This is a genomic window from Domibacillus iocasae, from assembly GCF_001750285.1.
Taxonomy (GTDB): domain Bacteria; phylum Bacillota; class Bacilli; order Bacillales; family Domibacillaceae; genus Domibacillus; species Domibacillus iocasae.
On sequence record NZ_MAMP01000022.1, the window covers coordinates 88,625 to 107,263 of the forward strand.

Consider the following 18,639-nt stretch of genomic DNA (forward strand, 5'->3'; position numbering starts at 1 on the left):
AAAATATGTTCACAAAACAAAAACCGAAAAAAATAAAATATGCAACGATTCCGTCGGAGGCAGCAAAACAGGATGTCCCTGAAGGTATTATGCAAAAATGCCCGAAATGCAAAAAAATTATGTACACAAGAGAATTACAAAAAAACCTCCATGTTTGCTTTGGGTGTGGCTATCATTACCCGATGAAAGCGCATGAACGCATTAAAAGTCTTTTAGATGAAGGCTCTTTCCGTGAACTCGATGCCGGCTTGTCAACGGCCAACCCGCTTAAATTTCCGGATTATGAAGAGAAAATAGCAGCTGATCAAAAGAAAACCGGCTTAACTGAAGCAATTGTAACAGGTGTCGGAACAATTGATGGCTATCCATCGGCTTTTGCATTTATGGATTCGTCATTTCGAATGGGCAGCATGGGTTCAGTCGTTGGGGAAAAAATCACGCGAGCGGTTGAAGAAGCGATTCGCCTTCGGATTCCATTTATTATTTTTACAGCTTCTGGTGGTGCGCGTATGCAGGAGGGGGTTTTGTCCCTCATGCAGATGGCTAAGACTGGTGCTGCATTTAAGCGGCTGAGTGATCGCGGCGGATTGATTGTGTCGGTAATGACCCACCCTACAACAGGCGGTGTATCGGCAAGCTTTGCGTCTTTAGGAGACTTTAACTTTGCAGAGCCCGGTGCGCTCATTGGATTTGCAGGACGGCGGATTATTGAACAGACCATTCGTGAAAAACTGCCTGAGGATTTTCAGACGGCTGAATTTTTACTGAAGTGTGGCCAGCTTGATGCCGTGTTGCACAGAAGTGAAATGAAAGAAAAGCTTTCATTTTTGCTTGATATTCATCAAACGGGCGGTGGAGAAAGATGACAGGACTTGAATTTGAAAAGCCGGTCCGTGACCTGCAAGAAAAAATTGCTGAATTAAAAAATTTCACTTCTACATCAGAAGTGGATTTATCAGACGAAATTGAAAAGCTGGAACTGCGTTTGAAGAAGCTGGAAGATGACATTTACAACAGCATGACGCCCTGGGACCGTGTGCAAATGGCACGTCATCCGAACCGGCCGACGACACTGGATTATATCTCATACTTGTTTGAAGGCTTTTTTGAACTGCATGGAGACCGCGCATATGGCGATGATGCAGCGATTGTCGCGGGAATAGCGAAGTACCATGGACAGCCTGTAACTGTTATCGGCCACCAGCGTGGGCGAGATACGAAAGAAAACATTCAGCGTACATTTGGTATGCCTCATCCAGAAGGGTACCGGAAAGCACTGCGTCTTATGAAGCAGGCAGAGAAATTTAATCGGCCGATTATTTGTTTAATTGATACAAAAGGGGCGTATCCGGGAAAAGCAGCCGAGGAACGTGGGCAAAGCGAAGCAATTGCCCGTAATATCTTTGAGATGGCCGGTTTGACGGTTCCGGTTATTTGCATCGTGATTGGTGAAGGGGGAAGTGGAGGAGCACTGGCACTTGGTGTCGGAGACCGATTATTTATGCTTGAAAACTCGACATACTCTGTTATTTCACCGGAAGGGGCAGCTGCTCTTTTATGGAAAGATGCGGGACTCGCAAAACGTGCAGCCGAAACAATGAAAATTACAGCTCCAGATTTACGTTCGCTCGGCATCGTGGATGAAATCATTCCGGAAGTGCGCGGCGGTGCGCACCGTGATGCAAAAAAGCAAGCGGAGCTGATTGATGAAGTATTGCAGCCGGCAATTAAACAGCTGCAAATGATGGAACAAACCGCTCTTGTTGACCTGCGTTATGAAAAATATAAGCGGATTGGCGGCTATGCCGAACAAACAACCGGCCTGAAAGATTAACTTTCAGGACCGGTTTTTTTTCGGTAACTGAGTGGAAACATGAGGTTTTTTAGGTGTTAACGCTTACTTTATGGGTAAAGATTGTGAATGGCAAAACGTTCTGTTATCTTAAAAGGAGGTAGGCATATGAGAGTTGTGACTGACAAAATTTTTTTAGAGGTGACAGGATGATGAAACGAATTGGTGTATTAACAAGCGGTGGAGACGCGCCGGGAATGAACGCGGCTGTACGGGCTGTTGTCCGGAAAGCGATTTATCATGACATGGAAGTGTTCGGTGTGTATCAAGGATACCATGGCTTGATTAATGGACATATTAAGCAGCTGGACCGCGGTTCTGTCGGTGATATTATCCATCGTGGAGGTACCATTCTTCGTTCTGCACGCTGTTTAGAGTTCAAGACACTTGAAGGACAAAAGCAGGGTATTGAGCAGATGGAGAAATTCGGTATTGAAGGGCTTGTCGTCATCGGTGGAGATGGTTCTTACATGGGAGCAAAAGCATTGACTGAGCACGGTTTCCCATGTGTGGGCGTACCAGGAACGATCGATAATGATATTCCGGGAACAGAATTTACGATTGGTTTTGATACGGCTTTGAATACTGTTATTGATGCAATTGATAAAATTCGTGATACAGCAAGCTCTCATGAGCGGACATTTATTGTCGAAGTAATGGGCCGCCATGCAGGAGACCTTGCGCTTTGGTCAGGTCTTGCAGGCGGGGCAGAGACGATCCTTATTCCCGAAGCACCGTATGACATGAACAAAATTGCTTCAAAGCTAAAACGCAGTCAGGAGCGCGGCAAAAAACATAGTATTATTGTCGTGGCAGAAGGCGTCATGACAGGCAACAAATTTGGTGCTATTATTGAAGAGTTGACAGGATTCGACACACGTGTTTCTGTATTGGGTCATATGCAGCGGGGAGGTACACCAAGCGCATCAGACCGCGTGCTGGCAAGCCGTCTCGGTGCGCACGCAGTGGAATTGCTTCTTGAAGGAAAAGGCGGGCGCGCTGTTGGAATTGAGCAAAACCAAATCGTTGATTATGACATTATTGAAGCGCTCTCGAAGCCGCACAAAGTGGATCAGCGTATGTATGAACTATCACAGGAACTGTCGATTTAACTACGAAATTGGAGGAACTATTGATGCAAAAAACGAAAATCGTCTGTACAATCGGACCGGCAAGTGAAAGCCTTGAAACGCTTGAATCGTTAATGAAAGCTGGAATGAACGTTGCGCGTTTAAACTTCTCTCACGGAAGCCATGAAGAACATGGAGCACGCATTCAAAATATTCGTCAGGCAGCAAAAAACACCGGGAAAACGGTCGCGATTTTGCTCGATACGAAAGGACCTGAAATCCGCACGCATGAAATGGAAAACGGATCAATTGAGCTCGAAAGCGGAAAAGACTCCGCTATTTCGATGACAGAAGTGCTCGGAACACCAGAAAAATTTTCAATCACGTATCCAGGTTTAATTGATGATGTGGAACCAGGCTCAAGAATTTTACTTGATGATGGCTTAATTGGTCTGCTTGTCACAGGCATTAATCGTGAAAAAGGTGAAATTGGTGTTCGCATTTTAAATACAGGCACGCTGAAAAATAAAAAAGGGGTCAACGTTCCAGGTGTATCCGTTAAATTGCCGGGAATCACAGAAAAAGACGCAGACGATATTCGTTTTGGCATCGAGCAGGACGTAGACTTTATCGCAGCATCGTTTGTCCGCCGTACATCGGATGTATTAGATATTCGTGAGCTTTTAGAAAAAAACGACGCGGCTCATATTCAAATCATCCCGAAAATCGAGAACCAGGAAGGTGTCGATAATATTGATGACATTCTTGAAGTATCTGACGGATTAATGGTGGCACGTGGAGATCTTGGTGTGGAAATTCCAGCTGAAGAAGTGCCGATTGTTCAAAAACAGCTTATTAAGAAATGCAACCTGCTGGGCAAACCGGTTATTACTGCTACACAAATGCTTGATTCAATGCAGCGTAATCCACGTCCAACTCGTGCAGAAGCAAGTGATGTGGCCAATGCGATTTTTGACGGAACCGATGCGATCATGCTTTCAGGTGAAACAGCAGCGGGTACTTATCCGCTTGAAGCCGTTCAAACAATGCATAATATTGCTGTGCGGGCAGAGTCAGAATTGCAAATGAAAGAAATTCCGCCGCGCCGCCGCAACAATACAGGGCGAATGACTATGACAGATGCTATTGGGCAGTCTGTTGCGAAAACAGCGGAAGCGCTGGAAGTACGTGCTATTATTGCGCCAACATCAAGCGGCCATACGGCACGGATGATTTCACGCTATCGTCCGAAAGCATCCATTTACGCAGTAACGGATAGTGAGCGTGTGACAAGAAGCCTTTCACTCGTTTGGGGTGTTGTCCCGCTTATGGGGCTAAGCGTATCTTCTACCGACGAAATGCTGGATAATGCAATTGTCCACTGCCTCGATGAAGGGTTAATCAGCCACGGTGAACTTGTTGTGATTACAGCGGGTGTTCCAGTAGGAGAATCTGGAACAACAAACTTAATGAAAATCCATGTAGTCGGCGATATTTTAGTGAAAGCACAAGGAATCGGCCGTCATTCTGCATACGGTAAAGTAGTAACAGCGAAAACATCATCTGAAGCACTCGAAAAAGTAAAACAAGGTGATATTCTTGTCACATATGGAACGGATCGTGAAATGATGCCTGCAATTGAAAAGTGCAGTGCTGTTATTACGGAAGAGGGCGGATTAACGAGCCATGCAGCCGTTGTTGGCATTAATCTTGGTATTCCAGTTATTGTGGATGTAGAAGGTGCTTTAACGATACTTTCAGATGGTCAGGAAATTACGGTCGACGCAGCACGCGGCATTATTTACGATGGCCATGCTAACGTTCTGTAAATAACAAACGAGAGCGGTACACGGACGAACAAGCAAGCCAAAATAGAGGGCCTGTCACCAAGCCGAAAACGCCTGCCAATTGGTAACCAGCAAACGCTGCAAACAAAACAGCAAGTGGATGAAGTCCGGCTGAATCGGAAATGAGCTTCGGTTCAAGCAGTTGACGCATGATCGTAAGTGCCGCGTAAAGAACGCCGGCAAAAATAGCGATGTTCGTTTGACCGGTGAGCAGACAGAAAAAGATCCATGGGAGAAACAGCAAGCTTGATCCGATAATAGGCAGAAACTCAAGCACGGCTGTTAAAAAAGCAAGTTCCAGCACATGCGGAATATGCAGCAGAAAAAAGCCAATACATGCAGCGGCAAAAGTAGCGGCAAAAAGCTGTGCTTGAGCATAACCGTATGCATAAAAAGAAGTGGAAAAATCATTTGCAGCAATCGCTGTTTTTTCACGGATGGATTCAGGCAGAATCGTAATAAACGAAGGGCCATCCTTTGCAATAAAAAATGCAGCCAGTATGGCAATTAACAGTTCAGCTGCTGTTCCTGAAAGAGCGAGAAAGTACGATGTGCCTATGAGCAGCCATTTTCCCGCATATTCTTCAATAGTGTTGTCAATCGCTGTTTCAACAGCGTACAGGGACTGTAATAGAAGCCCTTTTTGATCTTCTGTTAGAAAATCCGTAACGTTATTGATTAACTGTTCTAAATGTGCTGTAGCGACCGGGATGTAATGGGGAATCACATAATGGATATGTGAAGCTGTTCGAGCGCTGATCCATCCGAATAAAAACAGGCCGGCCGAAAGTAGACATAGAATCCATACGAGAGAAGCGAACACAGCTGTGCTCCGGGATACAGACGCTTTTTTTTGAATAAAGTGGGCTGGTTTATGTAAAACAGCGGCAAAAAATGCCCCGGCTAAAAAAGGCTTGAAAATTGGCAGCAGCCAGTAAACAGAAAGCAAGACCGCACTAACGAGAACATATTGAACAATCATCCGCATGGTACATGCCTCCATTTCTCTACTACTCGTATGAAGAAATGGACACGTCCATGCGTCTTTTTTTAGAGGTGAACAAATAATGCAGGCATATTTATTTTTACTCCTATTAGTTATCATCAGCATGATTGCGAAAAATCAATCATTGCTTGTCGCATCTGCATTTTTGCTTGCCTTAAAAGCGGCTGGGCTCGATATGAAATGGTTTGATTTAATGCAAAAAAACGGTATCAATTGGGGCGTAACGGTTATTACTATAGCGGTGCTTATCCCAATCGCCACGGGTGCAATCGGTTTTAAGGAGCTGGGGGCAGCATTAAAATCGCCATATGCCTGGATTGCGCTTGCGGCAGGCATTCTCGTTGCGTTAATCGCAAAAAACGGAATTGTGCTTTTGGCCGAAGACCCGCATATAACGACAGCACTCGTATTAGGCACAGTGTTAGCTGTAGCTCTTTTTAACGGCGTTCCAGTCGGTCCATTAATTGGTGCAGGCATCGCGTATTATGCAATGAAATTATTTTCGATAGTTCAATAAACAAAAATGAAACTTTTTCATTGGCGGACCCGTATATGTATAACATAAGAAGATAAAAAGGAGGCGGACATATTGTTAACGAAAAATCCGGGTATTGCGGCTGTATTAAGCGTATTTTGGACCGGCGTCGGACAAATTTATAACGGTCAGATTATCAAAGGCCTTATCTTGATTGTTGTGCAAATGATCAATTCGGCGCTCATGTGGGTGCTTATTGGCTTTATCACATTTCCAATTGTATGGATCTGGGGCATTTATGATGCATATAAAACGGCAGAAAGAATGAATAAAAGGTCTGAATTTTAAGCCTAAACATATAATAATACCATAAATTCCGAACATGTTATGTTCGGAATTTTACTTTTTTCTAAAAAAATTTCGAACTATTTGACACGTTTTGATTCACAAAACCGCCTAGATTGTTTATAATAGGAAATGTAAGCGCACACCTTTTTGAACATTGCAGTAATTTTTTTTGTTCAAAAAAGCACTTGTACTATTTTACATAAGCTTTTTTATTTCAAAATGGTACTGAGCAGTTGCTCAGAATGTACATATGAAAAATAAAAAAGCGGGTAACGGGGAAATAAACAGGCGAAGGAGAGATAATTATGACTACTGCACGCGGACTCGAAGGAGTAGTTGCTACAACGTCATCTGTCAGTTCAATCATTGATGACACACTTACATATGCAGGTTATGACATTGACGATCTGACTGAAAATGCGAGTTTTGAAGAAGTAATTTATTTGCTTTGGCACCGCAGCCTTCCAACACAGGCACAGCTGGATGAGCTGAGAACACAGCTATCAGAAAGCTATGACATTCCTCAGGAAATTATGGATCATTTTAAAATGTATCCAATTGACAAAGTTCATCCAATGGCAGCGCTCCGTTCATCCGTTTCATTACTCGGTCTATATGACGAAGAAGCAGATGTAATGACAGAGGAAGCGAACTATCGTAAAGCCATTCGTATTCAGGCTAAAATTCCGGCGCTTGTTACAGCATTTGCACGCATTCGCAAGGGGCAAGAGCCAATTGCACCGAAGAAAGAATTTGGCATCGCGGAAAACTTCCTATATATGCTTTCCGGCAATGAGCCAACAGCAGTAGAAATTGAAGCTTTTGATAAGGCGCTCGTTCTACATGCAGATCACGAATTAAACGCTTCCACCTTTACAGCGCGTGTATGCGTGGCAACATTATCTGACATGTATTCTGGTGTAACAGCTGCTCTTGGTGCCCTTAAAGGCCCTCTTCATGGCGGTGCAAACGAGCAAGTTATGAAAATGCTTACAGAGATTGGTTCGGCTGACAACGTTGAGCCATACATCCTTGAAAAGCTAAACAATAAAGAAAAAATCATGGGCTTTGGACACCGTGTTTATCGTCAGGGTGACCCGCGTGCAAAGCATCTGCGCGAAATGTCAAAGCGCTTGACGGAGCAAAATGGCGAGCCTGAGCTTTATAATATGTCAATTGAAATTGAAGAACTCGTAACAGGCAGCAAAAACCTGCCGCCAAACGTTGACTTCTATTCGGCATCTGTTTACCACAGTCTCGGTATTGAGCACGATTTATTCACACCTATTTTTGCTGTCAGCCGTGCATCGGGCTGGATTGCGCATATTCTTGAGCAGTATGCCAATAACAGATTAATCCGTCCACGTGCGGAATATACAGGTCCCGATATGCAAAAATACGTGCCAATCGGTGAACGCGTCTGAATTAAGAAAGCATTTGCAAACAAATAAATAACTAGTGTAATATGGAAGATGGCAAACAAGGGTTAGATGCATAATCTGCTAACCTTTGAACATGGAATTGGAGGGAATTGCAAGATGACTCAAGGCGAAAAAATTTCAATGCAAGATGGCGTGCTAAACGTACCAAACAACCCGGTCGTTCCTTTTATTGAGGGCGATGGAATCGGTCCAGATATTTGGGCAGCAGCATCACGTGTATTAGATGCGGCAGTTGAAAAAGAGTACAATGGCGAAAAGAAAATCGTTTGGAAAGAAGTGCTTGCTGGTGAAAAAGCATTCAACCAAACGGGCGAATGGCTTCCAAAAGAAACACTTGAGCAAATTGATGAATACTTAATCGCAATTAAAGGTCCACTTACAACTCCAGTTGGCGGCGGAATCCGTTCATTGAACGTGGCACTTCGCCAGGAATTGGATCTTTTTACATGCCTTCGCCCAGTTCGTTATTTTGACGGCGTGCCTTCACCGGTAAAACGTCCGGAAGACACGGACATGGTTATTTTCCGTGAAAACACAGAAGACATCTATGCAGGAATCGAGTATGCAGAAGGTTCGGATGAAGTGAAAAAAGTCATCGAATTCCTAAAAAATGAGATGGGTGCAAACAAAATCCGCTTCCCTGAAACATCAGGTATCGGCATCAAGCCTGTATCAAAAGAAGGAACAGAGCGTCTAGTACGTGCAGCCATCAACTATGCATTAAAAGAGGGCCGCAAATCGCTGACGCTTGTTCATAAAGGCAACATTATGAAATTTACAGAAGGCGCATTTAAAAATTGGGGCTATGATCTTGCTGAAAAAGAATTCGGCGACAAAGTTTTCACATGGGCGCAATACGATAAAATTAAAGAAGCGGAAGGCACAGAAGCAGCGAATAAAGCACAATCTGATGCAGAAGCAGAAGGTAAGCTAATCGTTAAAGATTCTATTGCCGACATTTTCTTGCAGCAAATCTTAACTCGCCCGAAAGAGTTTGATGTTGTAGCAACAATGAATCTCAATGGTGACTACATTTCTGATGCTCTTGCAGCGCAGGTAGGCGGAATCGGCATTGCACCGGGCGCTAACATCAACTATGAAACTGGTCATGCGATTTTTGAAGCAACGCACGGAACAGCACCGAAGTACGCTGGCCTTGATAAAGTAAACCCATCATCTGTATTATTGTCAGGCGTTTTGCTTCTTGAGCACCTTGGCTGGACAGAAGCAGCAAATGCAATCACGAAATCAGTAGAAAAAACGATCTCTTCTAAAGTCGTTACATATGACTTTGCCCGCCTGATGGATGGCGCAACAGAAGTAAAATGTTCTGAATTCGCAGATGAACTAATTAAAAACCTATAATCGCCAATACTCTCCGTTACGGAGAGTATATACATACTAACTTATATAAATAAGGGAGGATTTTTATTATGACAACATACAATCGTAAAAAAGTTTCTGTAATTGGCGGCGGATTCACGGGTGCAACAACAGCGTTTCTTCTTGCACAAAAAGAATTGGCAGATGTTGTCTTAGTAGATATCCCGCAAGCAGACGGTCCTACAAAAGGGAAAGCTTTAGATATGTTAGAAGCAAGCCCGGTTCAAGGATTTGACGCAAACATTACAGGTACATCAGATTATGCAGATACAGCGGGCTCTGATATTGTTATTATTACAGCAGGGATTGCACGTAAACCGGGCATGAGCCGTGATGACCTTGTTCAGACGAACCAAAAGGTAATGAAATCTGTTACAGCTGAAATCGTCAAACACGCTCCAGACTGCACGATTATTGTGTTAACAAATCCAGTTGATGCAATGACGTATACTGTTTTAAAAGAATCTGGATTCCCGAAAAATCGTGTTATTGGCCAATCAGGCGTCCTGGATACAGCTCGTTTCCGTACATTCGTTGCACAAGAATTGAAAGTATCGGTTAAAGATGTAACAGGTTTTGTTCTTGGCGGCCATGGTGATGACATGGTACCGCTTGTTCGTTATTCATATGCAGGCGGCATCCCGCTCGAAACATTAATTCCAAAAGATCGTTTAGATGCGATCGTTGAACGTACGCGTAAAGGCGGCGGCGAAATTGTTCAACTACTGGGCAACGGTTCAGCATACTATGCACCAGCGGCATCACTTGTTGAGATGACAGAGGCCATCCTGAAAGATCAACGCCGCATTTTGCCGGCCATTGCTTATCTTGAAGGTGAATATGGGTATGATGAATTGTACTTAGGTGTTCCAACGATTCTTGGCAGCAACGGAATTGAAAAAATCATTGAACTCGAATTGACGGCGGATGAAAAAGCGGGTCTTGACAAGTCTGCTGACGCTGTCCGTAATGTCATGTCGGTTCTTGCATAAACATACGCTTCAAAGAACCTGCCATCAATTGGCAGGTTCTTTTTTTTATGTATCTCTCATATGCAGAACAGCACTTTCTCAAGTGCGATTCTTTCGTTATAATGAAAGATAGACATTTGAATCAGGAGGACTCTATGAAGAAAATTTTAGTTGTAGATGATGAATCATCAATCGTCACATTAATTAAATATAACCTTGAGCAAGCAGGTTTTATTGTAGAAACCGCCTGTGATGGGCAGGAAGCACTTGATAAGACAGAATCGACATCTCCGGATTTAATTATTTTAGACTGGATGCTGCCGATATTTGATGGCATGGAAGTGTGCAAAGATCTTCGGCAAAGACGAGTGACAACTCCCATCTTAATGCTGACTGCAAAAGATGAAGAGTTTGATAAAGTGCTGGGACTTGAACTCGGAGCAGATGATTACATGACAAAACCGTTTAGTCCAAGGGAGTTAATTGCCCGCGTAAAAGCTATTTTGCGCCGTGTGCAGCTGCCGCCGGCTGAACCGGTTATTGAAGAAGAGGAAGATAACGAGTTGATCAAAGTGGCAGATCTAAAGCTATATCCTGAAAAATACGAAGCCTATTATAAAGAAAATCTGCTTGAGTTGACGCCAAAAGAATTTGAACTGCTGCTGTTTTTAGCTGAAAACAAAACGAGAGTGCTGACACGTGACCAGCTGCTTGCGGCTGTTTGGAAATATGATTTTGTGGGCGATACCCGCATTGTAGATGTCCATATCAGCCATTTACGTGACAAGATGGAAGAAAACACAAAAAAGCCGCAGTACATTAAAACAATCCGTGGTTTAGGCTACAAATTGGAAGAACCAAAAGAAGCATGATTAATTTTCGGACAAGGCTGATCTTGTCGCTTATCACATTCATTGCCATCGTACTTGTCGCACTTGGCATTTGGCTTGGTCAAATGTTTAAATCGTACTATTTGGCAACGATTAACGACCGTCTTGAACGAGAAACATCCTTGCTCGCCAGTGCGATAGAAGATTGGGGAGGGGCTGAAGCGTTCGATCCTGTCATGCTTGAGGAGTGGAGCGAACAAATGGATACGCGATTAAGCGTAGCGGATAACAGCGGAAAGCTTCTTTATGACAGCGGCGGCTCGGATGAACAGCAGACAGCGATTCACCGTGATATCGTCAAGCGTATTTCAAGTACAATAAATGAAGAAATTTATAGAAATTCATTGTTGCGGAAAATGGACGTTCAATATCACTGGAAGCCTATTTTAAATGAAGAAGGAGAGCAGGAAGGTTACATTATCGTCAGCATGCAGGTAGATGCGCTCGATGAAATATATGGACAAATCTGGCTTATTTTACTGACGTCGCTTGGGGTTTCTCTTGTGCTGATTGTCTTAATTGGAACAAAAGTAACGGGTCGATACGTGAAGCCAATTGAATCTGCTACAGCTGTTGCGATTGAGTTGGCAAAAGGAAACTATCGGGCACGGACATATGAAATCCCGCCGGATGAGATGGGGATGCTTAATACCTCCATTAATATTTTAGCCCGGAATTTGCAGGAAATGATGCAGGCGCAAGAGGTTCATCACAATCGCCTGACTACGCTAGTAGAAAATATTGAAAGCGGCTTACTGCTTATTGATGATCGTGGTTATATTGTTATGGCGAACCGTTCATTTAAAAAAATGTACAGTACCGGCCGAATTATTAAAAAACGATATTATGAAGTCATTACACAGGATGAGGTCATAAAAGTAGTAGAAGACGTATTTATGACGGAAAAAAATGTCCGCCGGCAAATTAAGATCCCGTTTGAGCTCGAGGAGAAAGATATTGAAGTATCCGGTGCGCCCATTATCGGAACAAACGACGAGTGGAAAGGCATTCTCGTCGTATTTCATGATATAACGGAAATCAAGCACTTGGAGCAAATGCGCAAAGATTTTGTTGCGAATGTCTCACATGAACTGAAAACGCCGATTACATCAATCAAAGGCTTTTCGGAAACACTTTTAGACGGGGCATTAAATGATCCAGATGCAGCTAAAATGTTTTTGGATATTATCTGGAAAGAAAGCGGTCGGATGGAGACACTTGTTGCGGATCTTCTTGATCTGTCAAAAATTGAACAAAAAGGGCTTACGCTCAATATTACAACTGTCTCGTTAAATAAATTGATTGAAGAAATGATTGTGACACTTGAAAGCCGGCTTGAAGCAAAACAGATTATTCTACGGGTTAATGTACCTGATCATTTAATGATTCAGGGAGACGAATACCGGTTAAAGCAAGTATTTTTGAATTTAATCACCAATGCCATCTTATATACGCCAACAGGCGGGCGGATTTTTATTGAAGGAAGCGAGTCAGACCATATGGTGAAGGTGAAAGTATCAGATACGGGGATCGGCATTGATAAGGTGGAGCTTCCGCGTATTTTTGAACGCTTTTACCGCGTTGATAAGGCACGAAGCCGTGATTCAGGCGGAACAGGGCTTGGTCTGGCGATCGTAAAACATATTATGGAAGCTCATCACGGAAAAATCAGCGTAGACAGTAAAATGAATGAAGGAACATCGTTTACTGTCTCATTTAAAAAAGAACTGACAAACGATTTTACAAAAGATTAATGAATCGTTTACATTTATTTCATATTCATCTGATATAGTATGAATTATCAACCCCCTTTATCCAGCTTTTGTTTGGCAGAGGCACTTTGTTGATGGGCCTCTGCCGCTTTTTTAATCGGGATTGATACAAGCCGTTGTTTTCTTTTTTTCTACCGTGCATGGTAGAATGAAAAAAGAAAACAACGGCTTTTTAGTGCATTCATTATCGGATGCAAAGGAGGATTTATGGAAAAAAAATTAGTATTAATCGACGGAAACAGCATTGCGTACCGGGCTTTTTTTGCACTGCCGCTCCTAAGCAATTCTAAAGGTGTGCATACAAACGCTGTGTACGGTTTTGCGATGATGCTTAATAAAATTGTAAAAGATGAGCAGCCGACGCATATTCTTGTCGCGTTTGATGCGGGAAAAACAACATTCCGCCACGAGACGTTTAAAGAGTATAAAGGAACGCGCCAAAAAACGCCGCCTGAGCTGTCTGAGCAGTTTTCTTACGTGCGCGAACTCCTAAAAGCGTATGGCATTCCATATTTTGAATTGGAAAATTATGAAGCAGATGACATTATAGGTACATTGTCTTTAAAAGCTGAACAGGAAGGCGTTATGGTTAAAGTTTATTCAGGCGATAAAGATTTAACGCAGCTGGCCACGGAAAAAACGACAGTATGCATTACGCGGAAAGGGATCACGGATATAGAAGAATATACACCGGAGCATGTTCTTGAAAAATACGGATTGACGCCTCTTCAAATCATCGATATGAAAGGGCTGATGGGAGACGCATCCGATAACATACCGGGTGTACCAGGTGTCGGGGAAAAAACAGCGATTAAGCTGTTAAAGCAATTTCATTCTGTTGAACAGCTGATTGAGTCGGTTGAGCAGGTAAGCGGCGCAAAGCTGAAAGAAAAATTAACCGAACATAAAGACATGGCGGTTATGAGCAAGCAGCTGGCCACGATTTTACGGACTGTCCCGCTTGATCTGGCAATAGAGAGGCTTGTATATAAAGGTGCGGACGATGATGAACTGTATGATTTGTACCGTGATCTTGAATTTAAAACGCTGCTCGAAGGCATACAGCGAACGGGCGAACCAGAACAAGTGACGGATGTATCATTTACGATCGTTACAGAACCGGAAGCGGCCCATTTTAAACAAGCAGACGCCGTTTATGTGGAAATGATGGACGTGAATTATCACAAAGCGCCAATTGCGGGTATTTCTGTATCCGGTGATGGACAAACCATTTTTATGCCAGGTGAAACAGCTGTTTCGTCTCTTGCATTTAAAGAATGGGCTGAGAATCAATCAGCACGGAAAACCGTTTTTGATGCGAAACGGACTGTTATTGCGCTGCGGCGCCACGGTATTGAGATTGCCGGTGTTGATTTTGATGTATTTCTTGCTTCCTATTTAATCAATCCGTCTGAATCGCCCGAAGATTTTGCGGCCGTGGCGAAACTGCACGGGGAAACGGGAATCGCATCTGATGAAACAATTTATGGGAAAGGCGCAAAGCGGGCGCTTCCAGCAGAAGAGACGTATGCAAAGCATGTTAGTGCCAAAGCGGAAGCGTTAAGCCGTCTCGACGAAACATGCCGGCACGAGCTGTCTGAGAACAGCCAAAACGAATTGTTTGACGAGCTTGAACTGCCGCTGGCGCTTATTTTGGCGGATATGGAATCAGAGGGTGTCCGTGTTGATATAAACCGATTAAACGAAATGGGCACAGAATTGAAAAAGCGGCTTGCTGAAATGGAGAAAACGATTCATACACTTGCCGGGACTGAGTTTAATATTAATTCACCGAAGCAGTTGGGGGTTATTTTATTTGAGAAGCTTGGATTACCGTCGCTGAAAAAAACAAAAACCGGCTATTCTACATCAGCTGATGTACTTGAAAAGCTGGCACCTTCTCATGAAATTGTGCAGCACATTTTGGACTACCGCCAAATCGGAAAGCTGCAGTCGACATACATTGAAGGGCTTTTGAAAGTCGCTGATCCGGATACACGCAAAATCCATACTCGTTTTAATCAAGCATTAACTCAAACAGGCCGGCTCAGTTCCACTGATCCGAATCTGCAAAATATTCCGATCCGCTTGGAAGAAGGACGAAAAATCCGGCAGGCGTTTATTCCTGAAAAAGGGGATTCCGTTATGTTTGCGGCTGATTATTCACAAATTGAGCTGCGTGTTTTGGCGCATATAAGCCGGGATGAAAAGCTTATTGATGCATTTAAGCAGGGACTTGATATTCATACCGCAACAGCGATGGAAGTATTTCATGTTGAAGAAAGCGGCGTAACATCTAATATGAGAAGACAGGCGAAAGCTGTTAATTTCGGGATTGTATACGGAATCAGTGATTACGGCCTTTCGCAAAATCTTGGGATTACAAGAAAAGATGCCGCCCAATTTATTGACCGTTATTTAAATACCTACCCAGGCGTTAAAGAATACATGGATACAATTATTCGCGAGGCAAAAGAAAAAGGCTATGTGACAACACTGCTAAATCGACGCCGCTACATTCCGGAAATAACGAGCCGCAACTTTAATTTACGTTCATTCGGTGAGCGTACAGCAATGAATACGCCGATTCAAGGAAGTGCAGCCGATATTATTAAAAAAGCGATGATTGATGTGGCTGAGCGGCTTGAGAAGGAACAATTGACATCCAAGCTATTGTTACAGGTACACGATGAACTGATTTTTGATGTGCCGAAAGAAGAAATTGATCAAATGGAACGCATTGTACCGGATGTCATGGAGCATGCTTTTGAACTTGATGTGCCGCTCAAAGTAGACTACTCATTTGGACCAACATGGTACGATGCGAAGTAAGGAGAGAGAAGAATGCCGGAATTACCGGAAGTAGAAACAGTTCGCCGTACATTGTCAGCTCTTGCGGCGGGCAAAACAATTGCCGGCGTTGACATACGCTGGCCAAAAATGATCAAGCAGCCGGAAGCCGAACCATTCCGGGATGCGCTTATCGGTGAAACGATCCAGTCAATCGACCGCCGTGGGAAATTTTTGATTTTCCAGTTGGATCATTACGCACTGATCTCGCATTTGCGAATGGAGGGCAAGTTCAGTGTGAATGAATCATCTGAGCCGGAAGCGCCGCATACACATATTGTCTTTTCATTTACAGATGGCAGTGAGCTTCGCTACCGGGACGTTCGCAAATTCGGAACGATGCATTTAACGGCAAAAGGAACAGAACACGAACTTTCTTCATTAAAAGCACTCGGGCCGGAGCCGTTTGACGAACGCTTCACACCAGAATATTTACATGAAAAGCTGCAAAAAACATCAAGACAAGTAAAAACTGCGCTTCTTGATCAAATTATTGTCACAGGCCTTGGAAACATTTATGTAGATGAAGTATTATTCCGGGCACGTGTGCACCCACATCGAGTCAGCAGTACGATTACAAAAGAAGAAGCGAACCAAATCCATTTATATACAATCACTGTGTTAGCGGAAGCGGTCGAACGGGGCGGCAGTACGATTCGAACCTATCTTAACAGTCAAGGACAAAAAGGAACGTTTCAAGAAGTGCTGAATGTATACGGACGTGCAGGAGAAGCATGTGTGGAATGCGGAGCCGAAATTGTGAAAACGAAAACCGGCGGACGGGGCACCCACATTTGCCTGCACTGTCAGCCGTTTGAGGGTTTAATATGATTATTGGATTAACGGGTGGTATCGCCAGCGGAAAAAGCACCGTCAGTCAATTGCTGAAAGAAAAAGGGTTCACAGTGGTCGATGCGGATATTGCCGCCCGCGCTGTTGTCGTGCCAGGACAGCCGGCGCTAGAACAAATTGTTAGAGTGTTTGGCGGCGAAATTCTGGCACAAGACGGAACGCTGAATCGTGAAAAGCTTGGCTCAATCATTTTTCATGATGAATCCAAACGAAAACAATTAAACGAGATTGTTCATCCGGCTGTCCGAGAATGGATGCTGTCTGAAAAGGACAAAGCCGTTCAAGCAGGGCACAATACGATTATCTTTGATATTCCACTTTTATTTGAAAGTAAGCTGACATGGATGGCGGACCGTACAGTACTTGTTTACGTTACGCCAGATACTCAGCTGCAACGGCTTATGGAGCGAAATAGGTATACAGAGCAGGAAGCTGACGCCCGTATTCAATCCCAGATGCCGATTGATGAGAAAAAAGCGCTCGCCGATGATATCATTGATAACAACGGCACGATTAAACAAACAATAGAACAGCTTGACCAATGGATAGCCCGATTAAGACTCCGCTCTTAATTGGGTCCTTTTTTGTCCCTTTTATCTAAAATTCATAAATTTATTTTAGTGGGTCATTTTTTGTTTCTTTTTCAGATAAATATGTTATACTAAATTAAGAAAACAAATATAAAGTATAACATTAATTCATGGGAGGCCCTCATTTATGACAAAAGCAAAAGTAGCAATTAACGGATTTGGCCGGATTGGCCGCATGGTGTTCCGCAAAGCGATTTTGGACGACGATCTTGACATTATAGCGGTGAACGCCAGCTATCCGGCAGAGACGCTTGCTCATTTGCTCAAATATGATACGAATCATGGGAAATTCGAAGGGGATGTGCAAACGGAAGAAGGGGCCCTTATTATTAATGGAAAACGGGTTCAGCTTCTTTCAAGCCGGGATCCACTCGAACTTCCATGGGACAAACTTGGTATCGACATTGTTATTGAAGCGACGGGAAAGTTTAATGCTCGTGAGAAAGCAGCACTTCATTTACAGGCAGGAGCAAAAAAGGTGGTCCTTACCGCACCAGGAAAAAACGAAGATGTTACCATCGTAATGGGTGTGAATGAAGAAGTGCTGGACGTAGAGAAACACGAGATTATTTCGAATGCCTCTTGTACAACAAACTGTCTTGCACCGGTTGCCAAAGTGCTCGATGACCAATTCGGGATCGAAAATGGATTAATGACAACGGTTCATGCCTACACAAATGATCAAAAAAATATTGATAATCCACATAAAGATTTACGCCGCGCCCGTGCGTGTGCTCAATCGATCATTCCGACGTCAACCGGTGCGGCTAAAGCACTCTCGCTCGTCCTGCCGCAGCTAAAAGGAAAATTGCATGGCATGGCGCTTCGTGTACCAACGTCTAACGTGTCGCTTGTCGACCTTGTTGTGGATGTGAAGCGCCCGGTAACAGCGGAAGAAGTAAATGAAGCGTTTAAAGAAGCTGCTGCCGGACAATTAAAAGGAATTCTAGATTTTACAGAAGAGCCGCTTGTGTCGGTTGACTTTAATACAAATCCGCATTCTTCAACTGTTGATGGACTGACAACGATTGTGATGGGCGACAACAAAGTAAAAGTGCTTGCTTGGTATGATAATGAATGGGGCTACTCCTGCCGGGTTGTCGATCTTGTCCATTTTGTAGCGGAACAAATGAAGAAAAAAGTCCGTATTTCCGCTTAAATCAAGCAACGAAAAGCTCCGGCGCCTGCCGGAGTTTTTCGTTTGAAAAAATAAGAGAAATTTGTTGCAAAATGGTGTAGCAGGTCTTATACTCGGTTTTGTGAAATAAATGCTTAAAGGGTTAGGACCTCT

General features: G+C 43.5%; 16 protein-coding genes. 15 read left to right on the top strand and 1 reads right to left on the bottom strand.

Annotation, left to right across the window (positions count from 1 at the left end):
- Window positions 1–5 precede the first annotated feature (5 nt).
- The 4 genes from accD (at window position 6) to pyk (ending at window position 4,751) form a co-directional block, all read left to right on the top strand.
- Window positions 6–866, top strand: coding sequence for an acetyl-CoA carboxylase, carboxyltransferase subunit beta (accD, locus tag BA724_RS11195; protein ID WP_069939230.1), 861 nt, complete (start codon window positions 6–8; stop codon window positions 864–866).
- A complete protein-coding gene (gene accA, locus BA724_RS11200; protein WP_069938758.1) occupies window positions 863–1,834 on the top strand; it encodes an acetyl-CoA carboxylase carboxyl transferase subunit alpha in 972 nt (323 codons plus the stop codon). Before accD ends, accA begins: the two co-directional genes overlap by 4 nt.
- A gap of 170 nt (window positions 1,835–2,004) precedes the next feature.
- On the top strand, window positions 2,005–2,964 hold the full coding sequence (gene pfkA, locus BA724_RS11205; protein WP_046178932.1) for a 6-phosphofructokinase: 960 nt from the start codon (window positions 2,005–2,007) through the stop codon (window positions 2,962–2,964).
- Window positions 2,965–2,987: 23 nt separating this feature from the next.
- Entirely contained in the window at window positions 2,988–4,751 is a 1,764-nt protein-coding gene (pyk, locus tag BA724_RS11210) for a pyruvate kinase (protein WP_069938759.1), read from the top strand.
- On the opposite strand, the gene ytvI is transcribed toward pyk, so the two are convergent.
- The gene (gene ytvI, locus BA724_RS11215; protein WP_069938760.1) at window positions 4,738–5,757 is read right to left on the bottom strand and encodes a sporulation integral membrane protein YtvI; all 1,020 of its coding nucleotides are present in this window, start codon (window positions 5,755–5,757) and stop codon (window positions 4,738–4,740) included. The genes pyk and ytvI overlap by 14 nt on opposite strands.
- Before the next feature lie 79 nt (window positions 5,758–5,836).
- Here ytvI and BA724_RS11220 point away from each other — a divergent pair, with 79 nt between their 5' ends.
- From BA724_RS11220 to BA724_RS11270, 11 genes are all read left to right on the top strand, one after another.
- Complete coding sequence (locus tag BA724_RS11220) at window positions 5,837–6,292, top strand: DUF441 domain-containing protein (protein ID WP_069938761.1); 456 nt, start codon at window positions 5,837–5,839, stop codon at window positions 6,290–6,292.
- 72 nt (window positions 6,293–6,364) lie between these two features.
- Window positions 6,365–6,598, top strand: a complete 234-nt coding sequence (locus BA724_RS11225; protein WP_069938762.1) for a hypothetical protein — start codon at window positions 6,365–6,367, stop codon at window positions 6,596–6,598.
- 305 nt (window positions 6,599–6,903) lie between these two features.
- Window positions 6,904–8,022 carry a citrate synthase gene (gene citZ / locus BA724_RS11230; protein WP_069938763.1) on the top strand — a complete coding sequence of 373 codons (1,119 nt, stop codon included), beginning with the start codon at window positions 6,904–6,906 and terminating at the stop codon, window positions 8,020–8,022.
- A 114-nt stretch (window positions 8,023–8,136) separates the two neighbouring features.
- Entirely contained in the window at window positions 8,137–9,405 is a 1,269-nt protein-coding gene (gene icd, locus BA724_RS11235) for an NADP-dependent isocitrate dehydrogenase (RefSeq protein WP_069938764.1), read from the top strand.
- A gap of 68 nt (window positions 9,406–9,473) precedes the next feature.
- Entirely contained in the window at window positions 9,474–10,415 is a 942-nt protein-coding gene (gene mdh / locus BA724_RS11240) for a malate dehydrogenase (protein ID WP_069938765.1), read from the top strand.
- Between the two features lie 134 nt (window positions 10,416–10,549).
- Window positions 10,550–11,266: a response regulator transcription factor gene (locus tag BA724_RS11245; protein WP_069938766.1), complete on the top strand. Its 717-nt coding sequence runs from the start codon at window positions 10,550–10,552 to the stop codon at window positions 11,264–11,266.
- Complete coding sequence (gene pnpS, locus BA724_RS11250; RefSeq protein WP_069938767.1) at window positions 11,263–13,038, top strand: two-component system histidine kinase PnpS; 1,776 nt, start codon at window positions 11,263–11,265, stop codon at window positions 13,036–13,038. The genes BA724_RS11245 and pnpS overlap by 4 nt, the downstream gene beginning before the upstream one ends.
- A gap of 225 nt (window positions 13,039–13,263) precedes the next feature.
- A complete protein-coding gene (gene polA, locus BA724_RS11255) occupies window positions 13,264–15,888 on the top strand; it encodes a DNA polymerase I (RefSeq protein ID WP_069938768.1) in 2,625 nt (874 codons plus the stop codon).
- 12 nt (window positions 15,889–15,900) lie between these two features.
- A complete protein-coding gene (gene mutM, locus BA724_RS11260; protein WP_069938769.1) occupies window positions 15,901–16,737 on the top strand; it encodes a DNA-formamidopyrimidine glycosylase in 837 nt (278 codons plus the stop codon).
- The gene (gene coaE, locus BA724_RS11265; protein ID WP_069938770.1) at window positions 16,734–17,330 is read left to right on the top strand and encodes a dephospho-CoA kinase; all 597 of its coding nucleotides are present in this window, start codon (window positions 16,734–16,736) and stop codon (window positions 17,328–17,330) included. The genes mutM and coaE overlap by 4 nt, the downstream gene beginning before the upstream one ends.
- A 145-nt stretch (window positions 17,331–17,475) precedes the next feature.
- Window positions 17,476–18,507, top strand: coding sequence for a glyceraldehyde-3-phosphate dehydrogenase (locus BA724_RS11270; protein WP_069938771.1), 1,032 nt, complete (start codon window positions 17,476–17,478; stop codon window positions 18,505–18,507).
- Window positions 18,508–18,639: the final 132 nt, after the last annotated feature.